Raw genomic sequence first — 24,141 nt, forward strand, 5'->3', positions numbered from 1 at the left:
GCCGGGGCGGACGGCGGCACCAGGCCGTCCGCCCCGGCCCGTTCCCATCCGACGAAGGAAGTGACCCATGACCCCCGTCCTCACAGCCGACTCGCATGACAGCGTGGTGACCGTGGACCCCCGGGTTGCCATGGCCGTCGAGAGCCTGGCCGCCGACCTGCTGCCCTGCGCGGACGGCCGGATCGACGACCCCGCCTGGATCCGCCGGGCCGACCGGCTCTCCCACGAGCTGCCCGCCGAACTGCGCAGATCACTCGCCGACTTCGCCCGTGACCCCGGACCGGCCGGCGCCCTGCTGGTCCGCGGCCTGCCGGTGGACGAGGAGCTGATCGGCCCCACCCCGATGGTCGGCGGCTCCGTCCAGCGCGAGGCCACCATCCCCGCCGCCGTGCTGATGCTGCTCACCCAGGCGCTCGGCCAGCCGATCTCGTTCCGGCCGGAGAAGTCCGGCGCGATGGTCCACGACGTGGTCCCGGTGCCCGGCAGCGAGGAGTTCCAGGGCAACGAGGGCTCCGCCCTGCTGACCTTCCACAACGAGAACGCCTTCCACCCCCACCGCCCCGACTACGTGCTGCTGCTCTGCGTGCGCGCCGACCACGAGCGGGTGGCCGGGCTGCGCACCGCCTCCATCCGGCAGGTCAACCACCTGCTCGACCCGGCCCACCGGGACATCCTGCTGCAGCCCGAGTTCGCCACCGCCCCGCCGCCCTCCTTCGCGCTGCCCGCCGAGCAGTCCCGGCCGCACGCGGTGCTCAGCGGCGCCCCCGAGGACCCGGACCTGCTGGTCGACTTCGCCGCCACCCGGCCGCTGACCGAGCGGGCCGCGCAGGCCATGGGCGCCCTGCAGCAGCTTTTCGCCGCGCACGCGCTGACCCACCGGCTGCTCCCCGGCGACCTGGCGATCGTCGACAACCGGGTCACCGTGCACGGCCGCACCGGCTTCACCCCGCGCTATGACGGGCGGGACCGCTGGCTGCACCGCACCTTCGCCGTCCAGAACCTGCGCCGCTCGCGCGTCCACCGGGTGGGCGACGGGCACGTGCTGACGGGCTGACCCCATGGAGCAGCCGATCGTGCGGGGCGTCGCCGCCTCGCTCAGCGAGGTCCTGATCACGGTCGCGGTCCCGGCCGGCGTTTCGCCGGCCGGGACCGCGCGGGTGCTGCGGGCGGCCGCCGGACTCGGCGTGCCGGTCGGCACCGTGAGCTCCCGCGGCGGCCCGGGCACCCTGGCGTTCACCGTGCCCGCGGCCCACGGGCCGGCGGTGGCCGCCGAGTTGGCGGTGGCGGACGTGGGGTCGGTCGAACTGGACGAGCAGGTCGGCGAGGTGGCGCTGCTCGGCGCCGGGCTGCGTTCGGCCCCCGCCGTGGTGGCCACCTTCTGCGAGGCGCTGGCCCGCGCCGGGGTCCCGCTGGCGGCCACCTCCTTCGAGTCCCGCCGGCTCGCCGCGCTCTGCCCGCGGGCGCAACTCGACCGCGCCGTCCGGGCGCTCTGCGAGGCCTTCGAGGTCGGCGCACCGACCGGGGCGGCCGAGCCGCTGCCGGTGGCCGGCTGACTCCGGCGCCGAAGGGCCGTCAGCTCCTCGCTGACGGCCCTTCGGCCATCGCCAAGCCAGATGGCCGCCTCCCCTTTCGAGGGGAGGCGGCCATCAGGGCGTCCGGGTCAGTCGCCGAGGGCGACGAACCGCAGCTCGCTGGTGTAGCGGTTGCCCTGGTCGTCGGTCAGCCAGGTCTGCTCCGGGGTGGGCAGCATCTCGGAGACGGTCAGCTTGGCCTGCGGATCCCGGGCGGCCAGCCGGCGGATCGCCTTGGCCAGGATGTTCACGTACACCGGGCTCTCGAAGTCCACGAAGAACGGCCGCGGCTCGGTCGGCGTGGTGACGAAGACGAACCTCGGCAGCCCGCTCGCCAGCTGCCAGCGGCGGATCCGGACGAAGCGGCGCGCCTCGTTCTTCTCCTGCGCGCAGTCCAGCCCGGCGCCGGTGAACCGCCAGGTCTCCCGGGCCAGCACCAGCCGGTCCACGGTGATCCGCGGCGTGTGGTCGGCCTCCGGCAGCAGCCGGCACAGGTCGATCACCAGCGTGGTCAGCACGTGCGCGAAGACCTCCAGCACGCCGAAGACCGCGCCGTCGGGCAGCCGCACCACCAGCCGGCCGTCCTGCCGCTCCACCACCGCCTCCGCACTCGGCACGGTCCGCTCGCGCAGCGGGTCGGCGCCGTGGTCCAGCAGGGCCAGCTGGTAGTCCTCGGGCCGGACCAGGGCGTGCCGGACCCGGGCGGAGAGCCGGGCGCGGTGCTCCTTGGGCAGCAGCGGCATCAGCCGGGGCCGCGGGTGGTCCCGGTCGGTCTGGGCGAACAGCGCGGCCGGGTCCGGGTGCTGGTGGACGAAGAGCGAGGCGCCCAGGGTGTTGATCGCCACGTGCAGTTCGCCGATCACCAGCTGGAACTCGCCGCGCTCCACCGCCTGCGGCCCCTCGGCCGCGAGCATCACGTCCGGGCTCAGGTAGCGGGCCGCGCTCCAGCCCGCCGAGCGCTCGTCGAAGGCCGAGCGGACCGCCTCGGCGATGTCCGCCGAGGCGAGCGCGATGTTGCCCCGCTGCTCCGGCAGCCGCAGCACCGCCGACCAGCGGTGCCAGAACTCCTTCTGCAGGGCGGCCGCTTCGGCCACCGCGTCGCCGTGCAGGATCGGCATGCAGGCGAACCAGAAGGAGGCCAGGTCCACCGGCTCGCCGTCCGGCGCCTGCCGGTCGTAGGTCTGCTCGGCCAGCTCCAGCACCCGGGCGGCCAGCCGGGAGGTGAGCCAGCCGGCGCTGGTCATCAGCAGGTCCAGCGGCTCCAGCGCCCGCAGCACCTCGGCCCCGACCGTGGCCGTGGCGGCCCGGATGCTGTCGGAGTAGACCACGGTGCGGCAGGGCGCCGTGGTGCTGCCCTTCTCCCGGGCCGCCGCCGTGTCGGTCAGGTCCTGGAAGTCGGCCTCCAGGGCGGCCAGTGCCCCGGCCAGCTCCGGCCCGCGCGCCGCCGCCACCCTGGCCCGGCCGCGCTCCAGCACCGCCAGCAGGCCGAGCCCGTGCTCGCGCGCCTCCTGGTCGCCGACCCGCTCCAGCCAGTCGCGCAGGTGGCGCTCGGGGTGGGTGCCGGCCGGCACCTCCAGCTTGCGCACGATCCAGCGCCGCCGGACCAACTGGTCCAGCAGCCGGTTTGCCTCCTCGGCGCCGGCCAGCCGGGCCAGCTCCGCCCGGACCTCGCGGACCGGGCGCCGGCCGTCGCACAGCCGGAGCGCCGTCAGCTCCAGGCCGGTGGCCGGCTGCGCCGGGCGGCCCGGCAGCAGCACCTGCCCGTCGCCGAGCCGCAGGTACGGCATCCGGCGCGGCGCCACCCACTCGCGCAGCCGCGGGTCGGCCTCCAGCAGCTTCGCCAGCTCGTCGATCGACCAGCTGGAGAAGTACACCTCGGTGCGCGACACCAGGCCGGTGCCGGGCCGGACCGCCACGCCCGGACCGTCCGGGTCGATCGAACCCCAGCCGACCGGGCCGAAGAAGCCGATGGTGTCGTTCTTCACGCAGAAGCGCTGCCAGTAGTGCGCCACCAGCTCCTCGCGCTGGCGCGGCATGCTGGTGCGGCCGGCCGCGCTCGGGGTCCAGTTGAGGAAGGAGGCGATGCCGGTGCGCAGCACCGCCCGGTTCTGCCAGGCCACCGCGGCCTGGAAGTCGGGACGGGCGGCGATCCGCTGCAACTCCCGCGCGCCGTCCACCACCGCCTCGGTGAAGGCCGCCTCGAAGGCCGCCCAGGCGGGCCCGGTGAGCGCGGCCTCCGGCCCCAGGGCGTCGGCCGCCCCGGCCAGCTCCGGCGCGGCCAGCCGGAGCACCCCGTCGGCCGGGAAGCCCGGCCCGCGCAGGGCGAACTGCCGCCACAGCTGCCACTTGTCCCCCAGCGGAACGGTGGTCCCGGCCATGGTCCGCCTCCTATTCGCTCAGGCCGGCGTCGGCGACGACGACCATGGCCAGGTCCTCGGGCGACGGGTAGGTGAAGACCAGGGCGACCGGGATCTCCACCCCGACCGCCTGCTGCAGCCGGGCGGTGATCTGGAAGGCGCTGAGCGAGTCGCCGCCCGCCTCGAAGAAGTCGCTCGTGGTGTCGAGGGTGTCGTCGCCCAGGGTCTCCCGGTAGAAGGAGGCGATCAGCTCGGGCAGTTCAGCCGCCGTCACCTGCTGGCTCTGCGTGGTCATCGGTACCTCCGAATGAGTAGTCGGGAATTGACGGAGCATCAGTGGGCGGCGGCGAGCGCCGCGGGCGTGTTGCCGCCGGAGACGACGACCGCGACCCGGCCGCCGGTCAGCGGGCGGTCCCGCCAGGCCAGCGCACCGGCCAGCGCCACGCTGCCGCTCGGCTCGGCGGGCACGCCCGCCTGGTGCAGCAGCCGCATGGCCGCGAGGATCGCCCGGTCGGAGACGGCGACCAGCGCGTGCGCCCGCTCCCGGACGATCGGGAACGGGACGGCGCCGGGCCGCTGTCCGCGCAGCCCGTCCGCCACGGTGGCCGAGGGCGGCACGGCGACCGGCCGGCCGGCGGCCAGCGAGCGGGCGTAGCGGTCGGCGCCGGCCGGCTCCACGCCGATCACCCGCACCGGCCGGCCGGCGGCCTGCGCGGCCAGACAGATGCCCGCCAGCAGACCGCCGCCGCCGGTCGGGACGAAGACGGTGTCCACCTCGGGCCCCTGCTCCAGGAGTTCCAGGCCGACGGTGCCCTGGCCCGCCACCACCAGCTCGTGGTCGGAGGAGGGCACCAGCAGCGCGCCGGTCCGCTTGGCGTGCGCCAGCGCCTGCCGTTCGCGTTCGGCCACGCCGCCGTCCACCCGGACCACCTCGGCGCCCAGCGAGCGGATCACCCGCTCCTTGTCCGGGCTGGCGCCGGCCGCCATCAGCACGGTGACCGGCACCCCCAGCGTCCGCCCGCCCAGGGCGACGGCGATGCCGTGGTTGCCCGAGGAGCCGGTGACGATCTCGCAGGCGGCCGCGCCGGCCATCGCGTTGGCGGCACCGCGGACCTTGAACGAGCCGCTGTGCTGCAGGTGTTCGGCCTTCAGCAGCAGACCGGGCAGCTCCTCGACGGCCAGCAGCGGGGTGCGGCGCACCTGGCCGGCGATCCGCTCCGCCGCCGCCCGGACATCCGCCAGGCCGAGCCGGGTGCGCAGGTCGGTCATGGCGTCGGCTCCAGGGGCGGATCGGTCAGCGCCCGGCGGTCGGCCTTGCCGGTGCTGGTGGTGGGCAGCCGGTCCAGCCGGACGAACCGGCGCGGCATCAGGTGGAACGGCAGGGTCCGGGCCAGGTGGGAGCGGAGGGCCTGGTCGGAGACCTCCGCCAGCGCACCGGTGAGGTGGGCGACCAGGAAGGTGCGGCCCTGGTCGTCGCGCTCCGCGGTGACCACCGCGCCGGTCACCGCCGGGTGGCCCAGCAGCTCGCCCTCGACCTCGGCGGGATCCACCCGGTAGCCGCGGATCTTGATCTGCCGGTCGCTGCGGCCCAGGTACTCCAGGGTGCCGTCGGGCCGGCGGCGGGCCAGGTCGCCGGTGCGGTACATCCGGCTGCCGGGCGGGCCGGCCGGGTCGGGCAGGAAGCGCTCGGCGGTCAGCCCGGGGCGGCCGCAGTAGCCGCGCGCCACGCCGGAGCCCGCCAGGTACAGGTCGCCGACCCCGCCGTCCGGCACCGGCGCGAGCGCCGCGTCCAGCAGGCGGACCGCGACCCCGTCGATCGGCCTGCCGATCAGGTCGGCGGTGGTCTCCGGCTCGGCCGGCACCCGCAGCCGGGTGGAGGTCATGGTGCACTCGGTCGGGCCGTACTGGTTGACCAGGGTGCCGCCGAGCGCCCGGTGGCCGCCCGCGGCGAGGAAGGGCCGCAGCGACTCGCCGCTGGAGACGGTCAGCCGCAGCGCCCGCAGCTCCTCGGCGATCGCCGGGTCGCGGGTCAGGAAGGTCAGCAGCGACGGGGTCGCGCTGAGCACCGTGTCCACACCGAACTCCCGCACCGTGGCGGCGAACCCGTCCGCGCGCAGCAGCACCGAGCGGTCCGCCAGGACCAGCTTGGCGCCGGCGATCAGCGGGGCGAAGGTGTCCCGGATCGAGGCGTCGTAGCCGAGCGGGGCCAGCTGCAGCGCGGTGGTGCGCGGGCCCAGCCCGTAGTCGCGGGCCACGAACCGCAGATAGCTGCTGAGGCCGCGGTGCTCGATCAGCACCGCGTTGGGCGTGCCGGTCGAGCCGGAGGTGTGCGAGACGTAGGCCAGCGAACGCGGCGCGATCCGCGGCAGCGGGGCGTCCGCGCTCTCCCCGTCGATCCCGTCGATCAGCACGGTGGGCCCCGGGACGGCCAGGTCCAGCTTGACGGCGACCGAGACCGTGCTGACCAGCATGACGGCCCGGGCGCTGTCCGCCATCGCCTGCAGCCGCGGCCCGGGCGCGTCCACGTCCAGGGTGAGGAAGGCGCCGCCGGCCCGGGAGACCGCCGCCATGGCCACCACGGCCTGCGGGCCGCGCTCCACCGCCAGCGCGCAGACCCGCTCCGGGCCGACCCCGCGCGCGACCAGCACCCGGGCCAACCGGTCGATCTGGTTCGCGAGCTGACGGTAGGTCAGCACCTCGTCCGCGGTCACCAGCGCGGGTGCCGCGGGAGTGCGGTCGGCCTGCGCGGCGATCGCCTCGGCGTAGCTGCCCGGCCCGCCGGTCACGCGAGACCCCCTTCGACCTTGGAGCGGTCCACCGCGACGAAGCGCAACTCGGAGGTGTAGAGCTGCCCCTGGTCGTCGGTCAGCCAGGCCTGCTCCGGGGTGGGCAGCATCTCGGAGACGGTCAGCTTGGCCTGCGGATCCCGGGCGGCCAGCCGGCGGATCGCCTTGGCCAGGATGTTCACGTACACCGGGCTCTCGAAGTCCACGTAGAACGGCCGCGGTTCGGCCGGCGAGACGACGAAGACGTGCCGGGGGAAGCCGTTCGCGGCCTGCCAGTGCCGGGCGCGGACGAACCGCCGCGCCTCGTTGCGCTCGGTGGCGAACGGCAGTTGGCCCGCGGCCAGCCGCCAGGTCTCGCGGGAGAGCACCATCTTGTCCACCGTCACCCGGGGCGTGTGGTCGGCCTCCGGGCGGATCCGGAAGCGGTCCATCACCCGGTTGGTCATCGCGTGGCAGAACACGTCCAGCAGGTCGAAGACGGCGCCGTCCGGCAGTTCCGCGACCAGCCGGCCCTCGCGCAGCTCCACCGCCACGTCCGCGCAGCGGACGGTGCCCGGCCGGTGCGGATCGGCCGTGTGGTCCACCAGGGCCACCGAGTAGTCCTGCGGGCGCTCCAGCGAGGGCCTGCTCCGAGCCGACCAGCGGATCAGCGGCAGCTCCTTGGGCAGCATCGGGACCAGCCGGGGATCGGGGAAGTCCGCCGAGGTCTCCTCGATCAGCTCCGCCCGGTCCGGGTGCTGGGAGACGAAGAGCGAGGCGCCCAGGGTGTTCATCGCCACGTGCAGCTCGCCCAGCACCAGGCTGAACTCACCGCGCTCCACGGCCTCGAGGTCCTCGGCGATGAGCATCACGTCCGGGCTGGTGTAGCGGGAGAGCGACCAGCCGGCGCCCGGCTCGCCGAAGGCCTTGTGGACCTGCTCGGCGATGTCGGCCGAGGACCGCTCCACCCGGCGCGCACCCTCGGGCGCGGCGATGATCTCCGACCAGCGCTCGCGCAACTCCGCCTGGATGGCGTCGATGTCGTCCGTCGACCGGCTGTGCGGGGCGGGCAGGCACTCGAACCAGAGCGAGCCCAGGTCGACCGTCTGCTGCCGGGCGCGCAGCCGGCGGTACGCCTCGGTGATCCGGGCGCCGACCACCTCGGCGAACCGGTCGGTCATCCAGCGCGAGGCGGTCAGGCAGAGCTCCAGCGGGCCCAGCTCGTCCAGCACGGCGCTGCCGACCCGGGCGGTCGCCGAGCGGCGGCAGTCCGCGTACACCAGCGCGCGGTTCGGCGCCGTCCGGGCGCCCTTCTCGCGCTGCGCCGGGGCGTGGGTGAGGGCGGCGAAGTCGGCCTCCAGCGCGGCCAGCGCCGCGACCAGCTCATCGGCGTCCGTGGCCGCGGCCTGCACCCGGTCCCGGCCGCGCTCCAGCAGCGCCAGGCCGGCCAGCGCCGGCTCGCGGACCGCCTCGTCGCCCACCCGCTCCAGCACCTCGCGCAGGTGGCGCTCGGGGTAGGCGGTGGCCGGGATCTCCAGCCGCCAGCAGACCCAGCGGCGGCGGACCAGCAGCTCCAGCACCTGCTCGACCTGCTCGGCGGTGGCCAGGCCGGCCAGCTCGCGCTGGATCTCCCGAGCCGGCACGGTGCCGTCGCAGCGCAGCAGTACCTCGCGCTCCAGCTCCGAGACCGGCTGCGCCGGACGCCCGGGCAGCAGCACCTCGGCCCCGCCGATCCGCAGGTAGGGCAGCCGGCGCGGCGGCAGCCAGGGGCGCAGCGCCGGATCGCGGTCCAGCGCCTTGGCCAGCTCGTCGATCGACCAGCTGGAGAAGAAGACCTCGGACCGGGTGATCAGGCCCTCGCCCGGGTCCACCTCGACGCCGCGCAGCTCCGGGTCCAGGGTGGCCCAGCCGACCGGGCCGAAGAAGCCGATGGTGTCGTTCTTGACGCAGAAGCGCTGCCAGTAATGTGCGACCAGCTCCTCGCGCTGGCGCGGCATGCTGGTGCGGCCGGCCGCGCTCGGGGTCCAGTTGAGGAACGGCGCGATGCCGGTGCGCAGCACCGCCCGGTTCTGCCAGGCCACCGCGGCCCGGAAGTCGGGGCGGGCGGCGATCGCCTGCAGCTCGCGGGCGGTGTCCACGGCGGCCTCGGCGAACGCCGTCTCGAAGGACTGCCAGTCGGGGCCGGAGAGTTCGGCGTCCGCGCCGAAGGCGTCGGCCGCCCCGGCCAGGCCTTCGGGGGCCAGCCGGAGCACGCCGGAGACCGGGAAGCCGGGGCCGCGCAGCGCGAAGTGCCGCCACAGGCGCCAGCCGCCGTCGGGCAGCAGCACGGGGGGCTTGGCGGCGCCGTCACTCATCGCCGTCTCCCGCCGGGCCGGTGCCGACGCACCACTCCAGCACCGCGCGGGCGCTGTGGTACTTGTTCTCGGCCTGCTCGAAGGCGATCGAGGCCGGTCCGTCCAGCACCTCGGCGGTCACCTCGTCGCCGCGGTGGGCCGGCAGGTCGTGCATGAAGAGCGCGTCCGGCGCCGCGTCCATCACCGCCTTGTCCACCCGGAACGGCTCGAAGTCGCGCCGCCAGTCGGGGTCGGCCTTGCTGGTGCCGGTGGTCTGCCAGCGGGTGGTATAGACCACGTCGACCTCGGGGAGGTCGGCCAGGTCGTGCCGCTGCACCACCCGGGCGCCGCTCGCCGCCGCGTGGGCGGCGGCCCGGTCCAGGTAGCGCTGCTCGACCCCGTAGCCGGCCGGGGTGCGCAGGTGCAGCTCGGTGCCCGGGTAGCGGGAGAGCGCCAGCGCCAGGGCGGAGGCGGTGTTGTTGCCCTCGCCCGCGTAGAGCACCCGCAGGCCCTCGATCCGCCCGAACCGGCCCAGCAGCGTGGTCAGGTCGGTGAGCGCCTGGGTGGGGTGCTCGCCCGCGCTCATCGCATTGACCACCGCCATCCGCCGCTGGGCGGCGAAGGCCCGCAGCTCCTCCTCGCTGCCGGCCGTCCGGGCCACCAGCACGTCGAGCATCCGGGAGAGCACGGCGGTGGTGTCCTCGACCGTCTCGCCGGTGTTCTCCTGGAGGTCGCCGGGGCCGTAGGTGATCAGCCGGCCGCCCAGGCGCAGGGCGCCGGCCGAGAAGGCGGTGCGGGTGCGGGTGGAGGTCTTGCGGAACAGGATGCCCACCACCGCGTCCTGCAGCGGGCGGGCGTCCTCGCAGCGGCCGGCGGCGAAGTCGGCGCCGCGCTGCACGATGCGGTGCATCTCCTCGAAGCCGAGGTCGTCGATCGAGATCAGGTGGCGGCGTAGCGGACGGGACATGGGGCTCTCCTCTCTTCCTTGGCGGGGCGACAGATGTGATGCGGACTCAGACCGCGAGCAGGCCCTGGCGGAGCAGTTCGAGGCCGCGGTCCAGCACCCCGGGGTCGACGGTCAGCGGCGGCAGCAGCTTGACCACCTCGTCGTGCCGGCCGCATAGTTCGACGATCAGCCCGCGCTCGAACAGGTGCCGCTGCAGCCGCTCGGCGCGCTCCGGTCCGCCGGCCGCGCCGAGGTCGATGCCCAGCGCCATGCCGCTGCCGCGCAGCACCAGGCCCTGCGCCAGGGCGTCCAGTTCGCCGCGGAACCGGTCCAGGCGGCCGATCGCGGCGGCCAGCTGCGCGTGGAAGGCCTCCTGCCGCCACAGCTCGCAGGAGGCGGTGGCGGCGACGAAGGCCAGCTGGTTGCCGCGGAAGGTCCCGGTGTGCTCGCCCGGCTCCCAGGCGTCCAGCTCGCGCTTGAAGAGCACCATGGAGAGCGGCAGGCCGTAGCCGCTCAGCGACTTGGAGAGGGTCACGATGTCCGGCACGATCCCGGCGTGCTCGAAGCAGAAGAACTGCCCGGACCGGCCGCAGCCCGCCTGGATCTCGTCCAGGATCAGCAGGATGCCGTGCCGCTCGGTCAGTTCGCGCAGCGCCCGCAGCCACTGCGGGCTCGCCGGGTAGACGCCGCCCTCCATCTGCATCGGCTCCAGGATCACCGCCGCGGGCAGCTCGGTGCCCGAGGACGGGTCGGCGAGCAGCCGCTCCAGATAGCCGATCGAGTCGAACGGACCCTGCGGGCCGTCCTCGAACGGCACGAAGGTGACGTCCTGCCCGCTCACCCCGCCCGCCCGGCGGGCCCGGCGGCTGCCGGTCACCGCGAGCGAGCCGCGCGACATGCCGTGGTACGCGCCGGTGAACGCGACCAGGCCGGAGCGGCCGGTCTGCTTGCGGGCCAGCTTGAGCGCGGCCTCCACCGCGTCGGTGCCGGTCGGACCGGTGAACTGCGCCTTGTAGTCCAGCCCGCGCGGGCGCAGCACGGTGTCCGCGAAGGCGCTCAGGAACTCCCGCTTGGCCACGGTGTACATGTCCAGGCCGTGCGAAATCCCGTCGGCGGCCAGGTACTCGGCCACCCGGGCCTTGATGAAGTCGTTGTTGTGGCCGTAGTTGAGGGTGCCCGCACCGCAGAAGAAATCGATGAACGTCCGGCCGTCCTCGGCGAACAGCTCGGCGCCCTTGGCCCGCTCGAAGACGGCCGGGAACTTGCGGCAGTAGAGCCGGACCTCCGACTCCAGCTCCTCGAAGGTCTTGAACTCGGGCTCCGGCAGCTGGGGCAGGCCGGTGGTCGGGATCTCCTCGGCGATGTCCATCAGGTCCTCTCGGCAGGTTCGAACCCGCGGCGGCCGCTCGTGGCAGCCGCCCGCGGGAGGGTGAGGGTAGGGGGTCAGGAGCAGCGTGCCGCCGCAGCGCCGCGCGGCACCAGGGAACGAACGGCAGCCAACACGGCCGCGCCGCTGCGTGTTTGTCCCCGGGACCGGGTCAGATCAGGCCGGTGCGGACCGCGAGCGCCACCGCGTGGGCGCGGTTGCGGACCTGCAGCTGGCCCATCAGCTCGTAGATCACGTTCTTGACGGTGTGCCGGGAGCAGCGCAGGGTGCGGGCGATCGCCTCGTTGCCGTGGCCGTCCGCCATCAGGTGCAGCACCTCCAGCTGACGGTTCGTCAGGGCAGGCGCGCCCGGCCGGCGCTCGGGGGCGGCGGGCTCCGGCGGGCCGTCGACCAGCCGGGCCAGCACCAGGTGGGAGAGCCGGCCCTCGCCGCGGTGCGCCGAGTGGACGGCCGCGGCCAGCCGCTCCGGCGTCGCCTCCGCGGCCAGCAGCATCGCCCGGGCGCCGGCCCGCAGCGCCTGCAGGGCGCCGTGCCGGGAGAGCACGTCGGCCACCACCAGCAGGCGCTCGCCGCTGCCGGGGAGGGTGGGGCGGCAGGCGTCGATCGCGCTCTCCACGGTCTCGCCGACGGCCACCAGCACGTCCTGAGAGGAGGGCGCGGCGGAGCCCGCCAGGCGTAGGCCGGCGATGATCAGCTTGGCCTCCACCAGCTCGCGGGCCGCGGCGTCACGGGCGCGGACCCGCACCTGGGGGGCGGCGGCGGTGCGGGCGGTGGCGGTGGCGAAGGACGGCGCGGGGGCCGTCAGGGTGGCGGTCACAGCAGGCCCGCCCGCAGCGCGAAGGCCACCGCGTGGGCGCGGTTGCGCAGTTGGAAGCGGCGGGTGACGTCGTGCACCACCGTGGTCACGGTGCGCGGCGAGTAGCAGAGCTCGTGCGCGATCTCGTCGGTCTCCCGCCCGTCGGCCACCAGCCGCAGCACGGCCCGCTCCCGGTCCGACAGCGACGACCCGGAGGGAGCGGCGACCGGGCGCTGGACGGCCTGCTGGCCCTGCTCCAGCAGGCCGTCCAGCAGGTCCGGCGGCAGCGTGCAGTCGCCCGCCGCGGCCGCCACCACCGTGGAGGCCAGGCGCTCGGCGGTCGCCTCGGACCGCCGCAGCAGCCCGCGGATACCCGCCGCGAACGCCTGCACGGCGTCCCCGGCGGCCAGTTCGGTGGCGACCAGCACGATCTCCTGCCGCTGGTCCGCCTCCCGCGCGGCCCGCACCGCGCCCATCACCCGGGGGGTCACCCGGTCCACCATCATCACCGCGACCTGCGCCGGCTCCCCGGGCAGTGCCACCGCGATGTCACCGTGGCACTGCAGGCTGATCCGCGCCCCGGCCTCCAGCACCGGGTCCTGCGCGACGATGCTGACTTTCACCCGCTCGCCCATCGGTTCCTCCTGCTGTCCCTGGAGTACGGCTCGCACCCGACTTGAGAGGAGCATCGTGCGAGGGGAGGGGTGGGGGCATCGGGTTGCGGCCCCCAGGTTTCCGCAGCGGGGCGGGGCGGGGGGCGACCGCCGCGGGCAGGGTGAAGCAGGCCGGACGACACCGCGGGAATCCACGGCCGACAGGACGGCCCCACCAGGCATGGGGCACCCCTCCGCACCGGGCGCCTCACCAGCCCACCCCGGCTGAGCCACCCCACCACACGGGCTCGAACCGCCCCACCAGCCCCAGGCCGGCGCACACCTCACAGCCCGTTCCGGCGGCCGGCCTGCGCGTGCGCGGTCGCCTCGGCCGTGCTTCCAGCAGGCGCGACGGGCACGTCCCGGCCGGCGGGCAGGGGCGGCCGGCGCGTGCTGAGACGGAGGCAGACCGCTGGAGTGGGCCTCGCGGGCGGGCGCTTCGGGGGCGGGGGTGGGGGCCGCGCAGAAATATGGGGGCGATGCCCCCATGCCCGCTCAGGGGCACCCAGATGACCGGCCCTCGGACGGGGGGCGGCGGGGCGGCTGGACGCCTATCCGGCCGCGCTGATGGCCGGCTGCGGAAGGCCCGACCGGGCCCTCGGGGGCGGGTGGGCCGCCACCGATCGAATGACATAGGCGTGTCAGGTGCTATGGCATCACCTGTTGAACACGTGACATGTCACATGAGACGGTGCCTGACACGCCTCCACAACGCGCACCGAGGCGCACCCCCACCAGCATCCCCCCACGCAAGGAGTGATGATGCGTCAGGCATTCCGCCTGCCCAAGGCCCTGGCCCTGCTGGCCGCCGCCAGCACGGCCGTGGTCGGTCTCACGGCCTCGCCCGCCTTCGCCACCCACACGGTGAAGGCCGGTCAGACCGCCCAGACGGCCCGTCCCAGCGGCCCCGCCCCCACCGGCGCCGCGTTCGGGTCCGACAGCACCGCCGCGACCCAGGTCGGCAAGCTGGCCCCGGGTCAACTCCCGCCCCGCTCACCGCAGTCGGCCGCCCCCAAGGCCCCTGCGCCCGCGCTCGCCCGGGCCGCCACCACGGCCACCGCCTCCTGCACTCCGGCCGACTTCAGCGGGCGGAGCGGCGCCGGCCTGGTCAGCTTCATCCAGGGCTCGGCCCCCGACTGCATCAGCTCGCTCTTCCACCTCACCGGCGCCACCGCCGACGGGGTGTTCAAGGAGAGCCAGATGACCGCGGTCGCCAACGGGCTGCGGAGCGCCGCGAGTTCCTACGACGGCACCAACTCGACCGGCGTCTTCCAGCTGGCCTACTTCCTCCAGGCCGGCTACTACGTGCAGTACTACGACTCCGCCGACGTGCCCGCCTACTCCGCCGCGCTGAGCAGCGCCGTGCAGGCCGCCATCGACGCGTACGTGGCCAGCCCGCACTTCCTGGACGTGAACGACGGGAACGGCCAGATCGGTGGGGAGTTCATGATCCTCAGCGACAGCGCCAACCTCCAGGCGCGCTACCTGAACGCCTACAAGCGGGTGCTGAACGCGTACAACAGCTCCTGGGACGCGTCCTGGTACATGGTGAACTTCGCCAACAGCGTCTTCACCCCGCTGTTCCGCGGCCACCAGAACGCCGACTACGTCGCCGCGGCGACCGCCGACCCGAGCATCATCACCACGCTCGGCAGCTTCGCGCAGAACCACACCGCGCTGCTCGGCGGGACCAACTCCTTCCTGGACTCCAACGCGGGCCTGGAGATGTCCCGGTTCATCGAGCACCCGGCGCTGGTGAACACCGTCAAGCCGCTGGCCAAGGGCCTGCTGGACGCCTCGAAGATCACCGGCCCGACCGCCCCGCTCTGGGTGGGCGTGGCGGGCATGGTCACCTTCTACGACAAGGCGGACTGTTCGTACTTCGGCACCTGCGACCTGGCGGCCCAGCTCAAGGCGGCCGCGCTGCCGATCAACCACACCTGCGACGCCACCCACAGCATCCTGGCGCAGAGCATGACCGATGCCGACCTGGCGGCGGTCTGCACCAGCCTGGAGAACCAGGACGGCTTCGTCCACAACCTGGTCAAGGACAACGGCCCGATCGCCGGCCAGTACGAGAACACCCTGCAGATGGTCACCTTCGCCTCGCCGCAGGACTACCAGACCTACGCGGGCGGCATCTACGGGATCGACACCAACAACGGCGGCATGACGCTGATCGGCACGCCGACCGACCCCGGCAACCAGCCGATCTCCATCACCTACCAGAACGGCAACGACGGCTTCACGGCCGGCGTGTGGAACCTCAACCACGAGTACACCCACGCGCTGGACGGCCGCCTGGACATGAAGGGCGACTTCACCGCGCAGACCTCGGTGCCGGACGTCTGGTGGATCGAGGGCGTCGCGGAGTACGTCTCCTACAGCTACCGCAACGTCACCGACACCGGCGCCATGACCGAGGCGCCCAAGCACACCTACGCGCTCAGCACGCTCTTCCAGAACACCTACGACAACAGCGACACCACCCGCACCTACCCGTGGGGCTACCTCGCCGTCCGGTACATGGTCGAGAAGCACCCGGATGTGATCGCCAGCATGCTGGGCCACTTCCGGACCGGTGACTACACCGGCGGCTACGCGGTCTACCACTCCATCGGCACCGCCTACGACGCCGACTTCACCACCTGGCTGGACGCCTGCGCGGCCGGCGCCTGCACCGCGGGCGGCGGCAGCTCGACCGGCACCCCGACCGCGGCCTTCACCGCCGCGCCGACCCAGCTGGCCGTGCAGTTCGGCGACCGGTCCACCGAGGCCGGCAGCGGCCACGTCACCGGCTGGTCCTGGAACTTCGGCGACGGCGCCACCGCCACCACCCAGAACCCCTCGCACACCTACGCCACCGCCGGCAGCTACAACGTCAGCCTCACCGTGACCGACAGCAACGGCAAGACGGCGAGCACCACCCAGTCCGTCACGGTCAGCGGCGGCACCACGCCGTGCACCGACCCCAACCCGCAGGTGATGGGCCAGAACTGCTCGCGGACCAACCTGTCCGCCAGCGCCGGCAACCTGGACTACTTCTACGTCTACCTGCCGGCCGGCACCACGACTCTGAAGATCAACAGCTCCGGCGGCAAGGGCACCGCCTACCTGCTCTACAACCCGTACAACTGGGCCACCCTGAACGCGTACTACAACGGGTCCACCACCTACGGCACCACCAGCCAGAGCCTGACCGTCACCAACAGCACGGCCGGCTACCGCTACATCAGCCTGTACGCGCAGACCGACTTCAGCGGCGTCACCCTCACCACGCAGTACTGAGTCCCCGTCATCCGCCGGAGCGGCCCGGAGCCCGACGGCTCCGGGCCGCTCCGGCGTGCGGCCGGCTGGTCCGCCGGCCTGCGTCAAGTTTTGGTAATGATTCCCATTACGCTCTTCGGGGGGCTGCATACGACAATCATTTCCACCTAGGCTGGTGGTCGTCCAACGGAGCCGGACCCCGCCCGCGCGGGGTGGCCGGCCGGCATGCCCCAAGGAGCGACCCGCCATGCGTACCGTCCCGTCCCGCACGCCCCGCCGCACCGCCAGAGCGCTGCTGGCGGCCACCGCCGTCGCGGCCCTGGCCACGACCGGCGCCTGCGCCACCACCCCGGCGAAGGCCGGCTCGGCGGACGCCGCCGGTGCCACGGGGCCGAAGACCCTGCACGTGGCGGCGGCCGAGAACTTCTGGGGCTCGATAGCCGCCCAGCTCGGCGGCCCGCACGTGCAGGTCACCAGCATCATCACCAACCCCGACACCGACCCGCACTCCTACGAGCCGACCGCCGCCGACGGCCGGACCATCGCCGGCGCGGACTACGTGATCAGCAACGGCATCGGCTACGACGCCTGGACCGACAAGCTGCTGGCCGCCAACCCCTCCACCGCCCGCACCGCGCTCAAGGTCGGCGACCTGCTGGGCAAGAAGGAGGGCGACAACCCGCACCAGTGGTACTCGCACGACGGCGTCCAGCAGGTGATCGAGCGGATCACCGCCGACTACCGGAAGGCCGACCCGGCCGACGCCGCCTACTTCGACAGCCAGAAGACCGACTTCGAGACCCGAACGCTGGCGCAGTACGACCAGCTGGAGTCCGGGATCAAGGCGAAGTACGCCGGCACCCCGATCGGCGCCTCGGAGTCGATCGTCACCCCGCTGGCCGAGAGCCTCGGCCTGAAGCTGCTCACCCCGGAGAGCTTCCTGGACGCGGAGAGCGAGGGCAGCGACCCGACCGCCGCCGACAAGGCCGCCATCGACCAGCAGATCGCCGGCAAGCAGATCAAGGTCTACGTCTACAACACCCAGAACTCCAACCCGGACGTGGTCGCCCAGGTGGACGCCGCCAAGGCGCAGGGCATCCCGGTCGCCGAGGTGACCGAGACCCTGGCACCGGCCGGGCTGAGCTTCCAGGACTGGCAGGTCAAGGAGTTGCAGGGGCTGGCGGACGCGCTGAAGCAGGCGACGGGTCAGTGAGTGCGCTGTTGACCCCCGTTTCCGCACCACCGGTGCTGTCGCTGCGCGGGGCCGCCGTGCGGGTGGGCGGCCGGACCCTCTGGTCGGGCGTCGATCTGACCGTCGGCGAAGGGGAGTTCACCGCCGTGCTCGGCCCGAACGGGGTGGGCAAGTCCACCCTGGTGAAGGTGCTGCTGGGCCTGCTGCCCGCCGCGGCCGGGGAGGTCGCCGTGCTCGGCGGCCGCCCCGGCGGGCGGAGCCGCGCCATCGGCTACCTGCCGCAGCGGCGCAGCTTCGACCCGAGCGTGCGGATCCGCGGCCTGGACGTGGTACGGCTCGGGCTGGACGGGGATCTGTGGGGGATCCCCGTCCCGGGGCTGGGCCGCGCCAAGCGCCGGGCCGCGCGCGAACAGGTCGACGAGGTGGTGGAGTTGGTCGGTGCGACGGCCTACGCCCGGCGCCCGATCGGCGAGTGCTCGGGCGGCGAGCAGCAACGGCTGCTGATCGCCCAGGCGTTGGTCCGGCGGCCGCGACTGCTGCTGCTGGACGAGCCGTTGGACAGCCTGGACCTGCCCCACCAGAGCGCGGTGGCCGCGCTGCTGGGGCGGATCTGCCGGCAGGAGCGGGTGGCGGTGGTGATGGTCGCCCATGACGTCAACCCGATCCTCCACCACCTGGACCGGGTGGTCTACCTGGCCGAGGGCGGCGCCGTCGCCGGGACCCCGGCCGAGGTGATCACCTCCGAGACGCTGACCCGGCTCTACCGCACACCGGTGGAGGTGCTGCGCACCGGCGACGGGCGGCTGGTGGTGGTCGGCCAGCCGGACCGCACGGGGGAGGGCGGACACCATGTCTGATGCGAGGTCACCCGCTGTCTCCTGGAACCTGGTTGCCGACCTCCAGGAGATCTGGTCCTACCCGTCCATGGTGAACGCCTTCCGGGCCGGGCTGGTGGTCGCCGTGGTCTGCGCGGCCGTCGGCTGGTTCATGGTGCTGCGACGCCAGTCCTTCGCCGGGCACACCCTGTCGGTGGCCGCCTTCCCCGGCGCCTCGCTGGCCGTGCTGGCCGGATTCTCCAGCACGCTCGGCTACTTCGGGTTCTGCGTGGCGGCTGCGCTGGTGATCGCGGCAGTGCGCGGAGGCGGCGGGGCGCAGGAGTCAGCGCTCACCGGCACCGTGCAGGCCTTCGCGCTGGCCTGCGGCTATCTCTTCATCAGCCTCTACAAGGGGCTGCTGGAGGGGCCGACCGCGCTGCTCTTCGGCGACTTCCTGGGCATCACCGGCACGCAGGTGGCCGTCCTCGCGGCCGTCGGCGCGCTGGTGCTGGCGGTGCTCGCGGTGATCGGCCGGCCGCTGCTCCTTGCCTCGCTGGACCCGCAGGTCGCGGCCGCGCGGGGCGTGCCGGTGCGGCTGCTCGGCACCGCCTTCCTGGTGCTGCTCGGCACGGCGACCGCCGAGGCCAGCCAGATCACCGGCACGCTGCTGGTGTTCGCGCTGCTGGTGATCCCGGCCGCCACCGCCGGGCGGCTCACCGCCCGCCCCGGCCCGAGCCTGCTGCTGGCGGCCCTGCTCGGCCTCGGCGCCTGCTGGGGCGGCCTGATCGCCGCCTACTACCTGCCCTACCCGCTCGGGTTCTTCGTCACCGGCTTCGCCTTCGCCGGACTCGTCCTGGCCCAGCTGTACCGGCAGGCCGTCGAGGCGCTGGGCCGCCGGCGCGCGCCGCTGGCGATCGGAGCCGCGGCATGAGCACCGTGCTGACCCAGCCTTTCTTCCAACACGCCCTGCTGGCAGGCACGTTCATCGCGCTGGCGTGCGGACTGGTGGGCTACTTCCTGGTGCTGCGCGCCCAGCTGTTCACCGGCGACGCGCTCGGCCACGTCGCCTTCACCGGCGCGATGGCCGCCCTGGCCGGCGGCTACGACCTGCGGCTCGGGCTGTTCGCGGCGACCATCGGCGTCGGCCTGCTGATCGGCGGACTCGGCCGGCGCGGCCGGGCGGACGACGTGGTGATCGGCAGTGTCTTCGCCTGGCTGCTCGGCCTCGGCGCCTTCTTCCTCACCCTCTACACCACCTCGCGCAGCGGCGCCCGGGGCGGGGCGGGCACCAGCGTGCTGTTCGGCTCGATCTTCGGGCTGCACGGCGACCAGACCGCCGTGGCGGTGGCCATCGGCACGGCGATCTGCCTGCTGGTGCTGCTGATCGGCCGCCCGCTGCTCTTCGCCACGCTGGACGAGTCGGTGGCCGCCGCACGCGGCGTGCCGGTGCGGCTGCTCGGCTACGGCTTCCTCGCCCTGGCCGGCGCGACGGCCGGCGAGGCCACCCAGGCCGTCGGCTCGCTGCTGCTGCTCGGCCTGCTCGCCGCCCCGGCCGGCGCGGCGATCCGGCTGACCGACCGGCCGCTGCCCGCCCTGGCGCTCTCGGCGGGCCTGGCGGTGGGCGAGCTGTGGGGCGGGCTGCTGCTCAGCGCGGCGGCGCCGCAACTGCCGCCGAGCTTCGCCATCATGGCCACCGCCACCGCCGTGTACGCGGCCACCTTCGCCATCCGGCGGCCGCGGCCTCCGGTGGAGTGCTGACGGTCCGACACCCCGCTACCGGTTGCTCCCCACGGGCGTATCCGCACCCGGACGGACGTACCCCTCGCCCCACCTCGGGCAGGACCGCCCCCGCCGTGCGTAGCTCGTCCCATGGACGACATCGACGCCCGGCACTCGCAGCAGGGGAGGACGGAATGACCACCGCCGTACTGGGGGCGACCGGCGGCCAGGGGAGTGCCGTCGTCGACGCGCTGCTCCGCCGCGGGGAGGCCGTGCGCGCCGTGGTGCGCGACGCCGGCGCGCCGCGGGCGCGGGCACTCGCGGCGCGCGGGGTGGAGGTGGTGACGGGCGACCTGCTGGACCGGGAGTCGCTGGCGGCCGCCTTCCGCGGGGTGCGGGCGGCCTTCGCCGTGACCACGCCGTTCGAGCGGGGTCCGGCGCAGGAGGTGGCACAGGGCGAGGCGATCGTGGCGGCGGCCCGCGCGGCCGGGCTGCCGTTCCTGGTGCTCGCCTCGGTGGCCAGCGCCGACCGGCACACCGGCATCCCGCACTTCGAGAGCAAGGCCAGGATCGAGGCCGTGCTCGCCGACTCCGGGCTCCCGTCCGCCGTGGTCGCGCCGACCTACTTCTACGACAACGTGCTCGGCTCCGCCGTGGACATCGCCGACGGTGTCATGCCGCTCGCCGTCCCCGCCGACAAGCCGCTGCAGCAGGTGGCCCGCGCGGACCTGGGCGAGGTGGCCGCCACCGTGCTGACCGCGCCCGGGCACTGGACGGGACGGCGGATCGAGGTGGCCGGCGACGAGCCGACCCCCGCCCAGATGGCCGAGGCGATCGCCCGGGCGGCGCGCCGCCCGGTGCGCCACCTGCCCGTCCCGGTGGAGCAGGTGCTCGCCCACAACCCGGACCTCGGCGCGATGTTCGGCTACCTCTCGGACACCGGCTACGCCGTCGACCTCCCCGCGCTGCGCGCCGAGTTCCCCGGGCTCTCGTGGACCTCGTACCAGCAGTGGGCGGACGGGGTGGCGTGGCCGGGCTAGCCCCCGAGGGGACGCCCGGTACCGCCGACGCCGGGCGGCTCCCGGCCCCGACCGCCCACCCCGGAAGGCCCAGGACCCGCCGTGCAGCTCAAGTCCGGCGTGGTGAAGAAGGCCTGACGCCGCCTCGGCCCGGCGGTCACCCCGCCGGGTCGATCGCACCGGCCAGGTGGTCGTGGGCCACGGCGCAGTGCAGCCGCACGCCCTGCAGCAGCGCGCCGTCGTCGAGGTAGAAGCGCGGGTTGTGGTTGGGAACCAGCCCGCGCCCGCCCGGGGCGGGCCGCACCGCGCCGTCGGCGGTCAGCTCGCCGTCCTGCGCGCCGAGCATCACGTACGCGCCGCCGTACCTGTTGACGAACTCGGAGACGTCGTCGTAGCCCAGGGTCGGCGGGCCCTCGAAGACCCGGTCCGCGCCGACCGTGCGCCGCAGGGTCGGCAGCAGCGCCTCCATCCAGGCCCGGGTGTTGTGCACGGCGGGGACGTCCTGGAGGTACTCGACGGCGGCGGTGCAGTGGTAGGCCGCGGCGGACTGCTCGGCCAGCGTGGTCAGCCGCTCCTGCAGCTGGGCCATGCCCTCCTCGACGGTGCAGCGGATGGTGCCCCAGAGGGTGACGGTCTGTCCGATGATGTTGAACCGGCCGACGTCCTCGATGTGCCCGATCGAGACGGTGACCGGGTCGAAGGCCGACAGCTGCCGGTAGAGCTGGCCGATCCCGAGCTGGATCGCGCCCGCGGCGGGCATCGGGTCGACGCCCATCCATGGGGTGGAGCCGTGCACCTGCTGCCCGGTGATCACGATCCTGACCATGCAGGAGGCGGCGAACTGGTTGCCGATCCGGTAGGCGACGTACCGGTTCGGCAGCGGGCCGAGGTGCATGCCGAAGGCCATGGTCGGCACCGGGTCGTCCAGCGCGCCCTCGGCGATCATCCGCGCGGCGCCCGCGCTCTCACCGGCCGGCGCGCCCTCCTCGGCGGGCTGGAAGACGAAGAGCACCGTCCCGGGCAGCCGGTCGCGCACCCCGGCCAGCACGGTGGCCGCGCCCATCAGCATCGCGGTGTGCCCGTCGTGGCCGCAGGCGTGCGCGACCGGGAACGGGCCGCCGGGGTAGTCCTCGTCGACGACGGTGGAGGCGAACGGTACGCCGGACTCCTCCTTGACCGGCAGCGCGTCGATGTCCGCGCGCAGCGCGATCACCTTCGTGCCGGGCCGACCGCCGCGCAGCACGGCGACGATGCCGTGGCCGGAGATGCCGGTGCGCACCTCGTCCAGGCCGAGCGAGCCGAGGTGCTGCTCCACGAACGCGGCCGTCCGCAGCTCCCGGTTGGGCAGTTCGGGGTGCTGGTGGAGGTGGTGACGCCAGGCGATGACCTGCTGTTCGACGGCCGCGGCCCGGGCGTCGAGCTCGGCGTGGATCGGATCGTCGGTCATGGGGCGGGGCTCCTGGCGGCTTTCGGGACTCCGGACCGGAGCGGCCCGTCGTCGCCACGCTAGGGGCCCGGGCCCGTCGCGGGCGTGTGCTGCTGCTGCAACCGGTGGACGGCTGGGCGCATGCCGTGAGTTCGCTGGATGTTTGCTGGGAGAGTCTTGTGTGGACACCGTCAATTGCGCTGGACTGCAATCCTCATCCGCCTCCCCGAGGAGTCCGCGTTGCGACTGCCACGTTCGGCCGGCCGACTGGCCGCCACCCTGGGTGTGCTCTGCGGCCTGGTGACCGGTGCCACCGGCCTCACCACCGCCACGGCCACCGCCGCCACGCCCGCCGCCGCCACCGCCACCAGCGGCGTGCCGCGCCCCGACCACGTCGTCGTGGTGATGTTCGAGAACACCTCCGAGAGCTCGATCATCGGCAACTCGCAGGCGCCGTACTTCAACCAGCTGGCGACCACGGGCGCCGACTTCACCAACTCCTACGCGATCGAGCACCCGAGCGAGCCGAACTACCTGGACCTCTTCTCCGGCTCCAACCAGGGCGTGACCAACGACTCCTGCCCGCACACCTTCGCCGCCGACAACGAGGGCGCCGAGCTGATCGCCAAGGGCCTCAGCTTCACGGGCTACGCGGAGGACCTGCCGTCGGCCGGCTCCACCGTCTGCACCAGCGGCGACTACGCCCGCAAGCACAACCCCTGGGTGAACTTCAGCAACGTGCCGGCCGCCGACAACCAGCCGTTCTCGGCCTTCCCGACCGACTACACCCAGCTGCCCACCGTCTCCTGGGTGGTGCCGAACCTCTGCAACGACATGCACGACTGCTCGATCGCCACCGGTGACAGCTGGCTGAAGAGCAACCTGGACGCCTACGTCCAGTGGGCCAAGACCCACAACAGCCTCCTCATCACCACCTTCGACGAGGACGACAGCACCACCAGCGCCAACCAGATCGCCACCATCTTCGACGGCCAGCCCGTGAAGGCCGGCTCCTACGGCGAGCGGATCGACCACTTCAGCGTGCTGCGCACCATCGAGGACATGTACGGCCTGCCGCACGCCGGCGCCGCCGCCTCGGCCACCCCGATCACCGACGCCTGGAGCACCGGCACCCCCGCCGGCGTCACCGTCACCAACCCGGGCGCGCAGACCGCCACCACCGGCACGGCCGCCTCGCTGCAGCTGGCCGCCACCGACACCGCCGCCGGCACGCTCTCCTGGTCGGCGACCGGCCTGCCGGCCGGCCTGTCGATCAACGCCGCCACCGGACTGGTCTCCGGCACCCCGACCGGCGCGGGCAGCTCCACCGTGACGGTCACCGCGACCGACTCCACCGGCCCGTCCGGCAGCGCCACCTTCAGCTGGACCGTCAACCGGCCCGGCGGCTGCCAGGCCGCCCAGCTGCTCGGCGACCCCGGCTTCGAGAGCGGCGGCACCGGCAGCCCCTGGAACACCAGCAGCGGCGTCTTCAACAGCGACACCACCAGCGAGCCCGCCCACGCCGGCAGCTGGGACGCCTGGCTGGACGGCTACGGCAGCAGCCACACCGACACCGTGGCGCAGACCGTCACCGTGCCCAGCGGCTGCAAGGCGAGCCTGAGCTTCTGGCTGCACGTCGACACCGCGAACACCGCCCGCACCGCCCAGGACACCCTGAAGCTGCAGGCCAACGGCACGACCGTCGGCAGCTGGAGCAACCTGAGCGCCGGCAACGGCTACAGCCGGCAGACCGTGGACCTGTCGGCCTACGCCGGCCAGAGCGTGACCGTGCAGTTCACCGGCACCGAGACCGGGCACGGCCAGACCAGCTTCGTGCTGGACGACACCGCGCTCAACGCCTCCTGAGCCGCTTGAACGGCTGAGCCGGCGGGCCC

The 24,141-nt window shown here is 74.0% G+C and carries 19 protein-coding genes; 9 read left to right on the top strand and 10 right to left on the bottom strand.

The window, feature by feature from the left end; translation table 11 throughout:
- Positions 1–67 precede the first annotated feature (67 nt).
- Both ACFYNO_RS28750 and ACFYNO_RS28755 read left to right on the top strand, forming a co-directional pair.
- Complete coding sequence (locus ACFYNO_RS28750) at positions 68–1,054, top strand: TauD/TfdA family dioxygenase (protein ID WP_388018733.1); 987 nt, start codon at positions 68–70, stop codon at positions 1,052–1,054.
- Positions 1,055–1,058: 4 nt separating this feature from the next.
- Complete coding sequence (locus ACFYNO_RS28755) at positions 1,059–1,553, top strand: ACT domain-containing protein (RefSeq protein ID WP_388018736.1); 495 nt, start codon at positions 1,059–1,061, stop codon at positions 1,551–1,553.
- 107 nt (positions 1,554–1,660) lie between these two features.
- On the opposite strand, the gene ACFYNO_RS28760 is transcribed toward ACFYNO_RS28755, so the two are convergent.
- From ACFYNO_RS28760 to ACFYNO_RS28800, 9 genes are all read right to left on the bottom strand, one after another.
- Positions 1,661–3,949 carry a lantibiotic dehydratase gene (locus ACFYNO_RS28760; RefSeq protein WP_388018739.1) on the bottom strand — a complete coding sequence of 763 codons (2,289 nt, stop codon included), beginning with the start codon at positions 3,947–3,949 and terminating at the stop codon, positions 1,661–1,663.
- A 10-nt stretch (positions 3,950–3,959) separates the two neighbouring features.
- Positions 3,960–4,223 carry an acyl carrier protein gene (locus tag ACFYNO_RS28765; protein WP_388018742.1) on the bottom strand — a complete coding sequence of 88 codons (264 nt, stop codon included), beginning with the start codon at positions 4,221–4,223 and terminating at the stop codon, positions 3,960–3,962.
- A 38-nt stretch (positions 4,224–4,261) separates the two neighbouring features.
- Positions 4,262–5,197 carry a threonine/serine dehydratase gene (locus ACFYNO_RS28770; RefSeq protein WP_388018745.1) on the bottom strand — a complete coding sequence of 312 codons (936 nt, stop codon included), beginning with the start codon at positions 5,195–5,197 and terminating at the stop codon, positions 4,262–4,264.
- On the bottom strand, positions 5,194–6,714 hold the full coding sequence (locus ACFYNO_RS28775; protein ID WP_388018748.1) for an amino acid adenylation domain-containing protein: 1,521 nt from the start codon (positions 6,712–6,714) through the stop codon (positions 5,194–5,196). Before ACFYNO_RS28775 ends, ACFYNO_RS28770 begins: the two co-directional genes overlap by 4 nt.
- Entirely contained in the window at positions 6,711–9,047 is a 2,337-nt protein-coding gene (locus ACFYNO_RS28780; RefSeq protein WP_388018751.1) for a lantibiotic dehydratase, read from the bottom strand. Before ACFYNO_RS28780 ends, ACFYNO_RS28775 begins: the two co-directional genes overlap by 4 nt.
- Positions 9,040–9,993: an ornithine carbamoyltransferase gene (locus ACFYNO_RS28785; RefSeq protein ID WP_388018754.1), complete on the bottom strand. Its 954-nt coding sequence runs from the start codon at positions 9,991–9,993 to the stop codon at positions 9,040–9,042. The genes ACFYNO_RS28780 and ACFYNO_RS28785 overlap by 8 nt, the downstream gene beginning before the upstream one ends.
- A gap of 46 nt (positions 9,994–10,039) precedes the next feature.
- Positions 10,040–11,341, bottom strand: a complete 1,302-nt coding sequence (locus ACFYNO_RS28790; RefSeq protein WP_388018757.1) for an aspartate aminotransferase family protein — start codon at positions 11,339–11,341, stop codon at positions 10,040–10,042.
- Positions 11,342–11,510: 169 nt separating this feature from the next.
- Positions 11,511–12,176 carry a LuxR C-terminal-related transcriptional regulator gene (locus tag ACFYNO_RS28795; RefSeq protein ID WP_388018760.1) on the bottom strand — a complete coding sequence of 222 codons (666 nt, stop codon included), beginning with the start codon at positions 12,174–12,176 and terminating at the stop codon, positions 11,511–11,513.
- Positions 12,173–12,790 (bottom strand): LuxR C-terminal-related transcriptional regulator, encoded by a 618-nt coding sequence (locus ACFYNO_RS28800; RefSeq protein WP_388018763.1) that lies wholly within the window; start codon positions 12,788–12,790, stop codon positions 12,173–12,175. Before ACFYNO_RS28800 ends, ACFYNO_RS28795 begins: the two co-directional genes overlap by 4 nt.
- Positions 12,791–13,567: 777 nt before the next feature.
- Here ACFYNO_RS28800 and ACFYNO_RS28805 point away from each other — a divergent pair.
- The 6 genes from ACFYNO_RS28805 (at position 13,568) to ACFYNO_RS28830 (ending at position 20,841) form a co-directional block, all read left to right on the top strand.
- Positions 13,568–16,096: a collagenase gene (locus ACFYNO_RS28805; protein ID WP_388018766.1), complete on the top strand. Its 2,529-nt coding sequence runs from the start codon at positions 13,568–13,570 to the stop codon at positions 16,094–16,096.
- Positions 16,097–16,322: 226 nt separating this feature from the next.
- Positions 16,323–17,288, top strand: a complete 966-nt coding sequence (locus tag ACFYNO_RS28810; protein WP_388018769.1) for a metal ABC transporter solute-binding protein, Zn/Mn family — start codon at positions 16,323–16,325, stop codon at positions 17,286–17,288.
- Positions 17,289–17,296: 8 nt separating this feature from the next.
- Entirely contained in the window at positions 17,297–18,124 is an 828-nt protein-coding gene (locus tag ACFYNO_RS28815) for a metal ABC transporter ATP-binding protein (RefSeq protein WP_388018772.1), read from the top strand.
- Positions 18,117–19,013 (top strand): metal ABC transporter permease, encoded by an 897-nt coding sequence (locus ACFYNO_RS28820; RefSeq protein ID WP_388018775.1) that lies wholly within the window; start codon positions 18,117–18,119, stop codon positions 19,011–19,013. The genes ACFYNO_RS28815 and ACFYNO_RS28820 overlap by 8 nt, the downstream gene beginning before the upstream one ends.
- The gene (locus tag ACFYNO_RS28825) at positions 19,010–19,840 is read left to right on the top strand and encodes a metal ABC transporter permease (protein ID WP_388018778.1); all 831 of its coding nucleotides are present in this window, start codon (positions 19,010–19,012) and stop codon (positions 19,838–19,840) included. Before ACFYNO_RS28820 ends, ACFYNO_RS28825 begins: the two co-directional genes overlap by 4 nt.
- 155 nt (positions 19,841–19,995) lie before the next feature.
- Complete coding sequence (locus ACFYNO_RS28830; protein ID WP_388018781.1) at positions 19,996–20,841, top strand: NmrA family NAD(P)-binding protein; 846 nt, start codon at positions 19,996–19,998, stop codon at positions 20,839–20,841.
- Between the two features lie 136 nt (positions 20,842–20,977).
- On the opposite strand, the gene ACFYNO_RS28835 is transcribed toward ACFYNO_RS28830, so the two are convergent.
- Complete coding sequence (locus ACFYNO_RS28835; protein WP_388018784.1) at positions 20,978–22,267, bottom strand: M20 family metallopeptidase; 1,290 nt, start codon at positions 22,265–22,267, stop codon at positions 20,978–20,980.
- Positions 22,268–22,486: 219 nt separating this feature from the next.
- Between ACFYNO_RS28835 and ACFYNO_RS28840 the strand changes: the two genes are divergently transcribed.
- On the top strand, positions 22,487–24,112 hold the full coding sequence (locus tag ACFYNO_RS28840) for an alkaline phosphatase family protein (protein WP_388018787.1): 1,626 nt from the start codon (positions 22,487–22,489) through the stop codon (positions 24,110–24,112).
- The last annotated feature ends 29 nt before the right edge of the window (positions 24,113–24,141 follow it).

Source organism: Kitasatospora sp. NPDC006697, from assembly GCF_042869935.1.
Lineage (GTDB): Bacteria > Actinomycetota > Actinomycetes > Streptomycetales > Streptomycetaceae > Kitasatospora.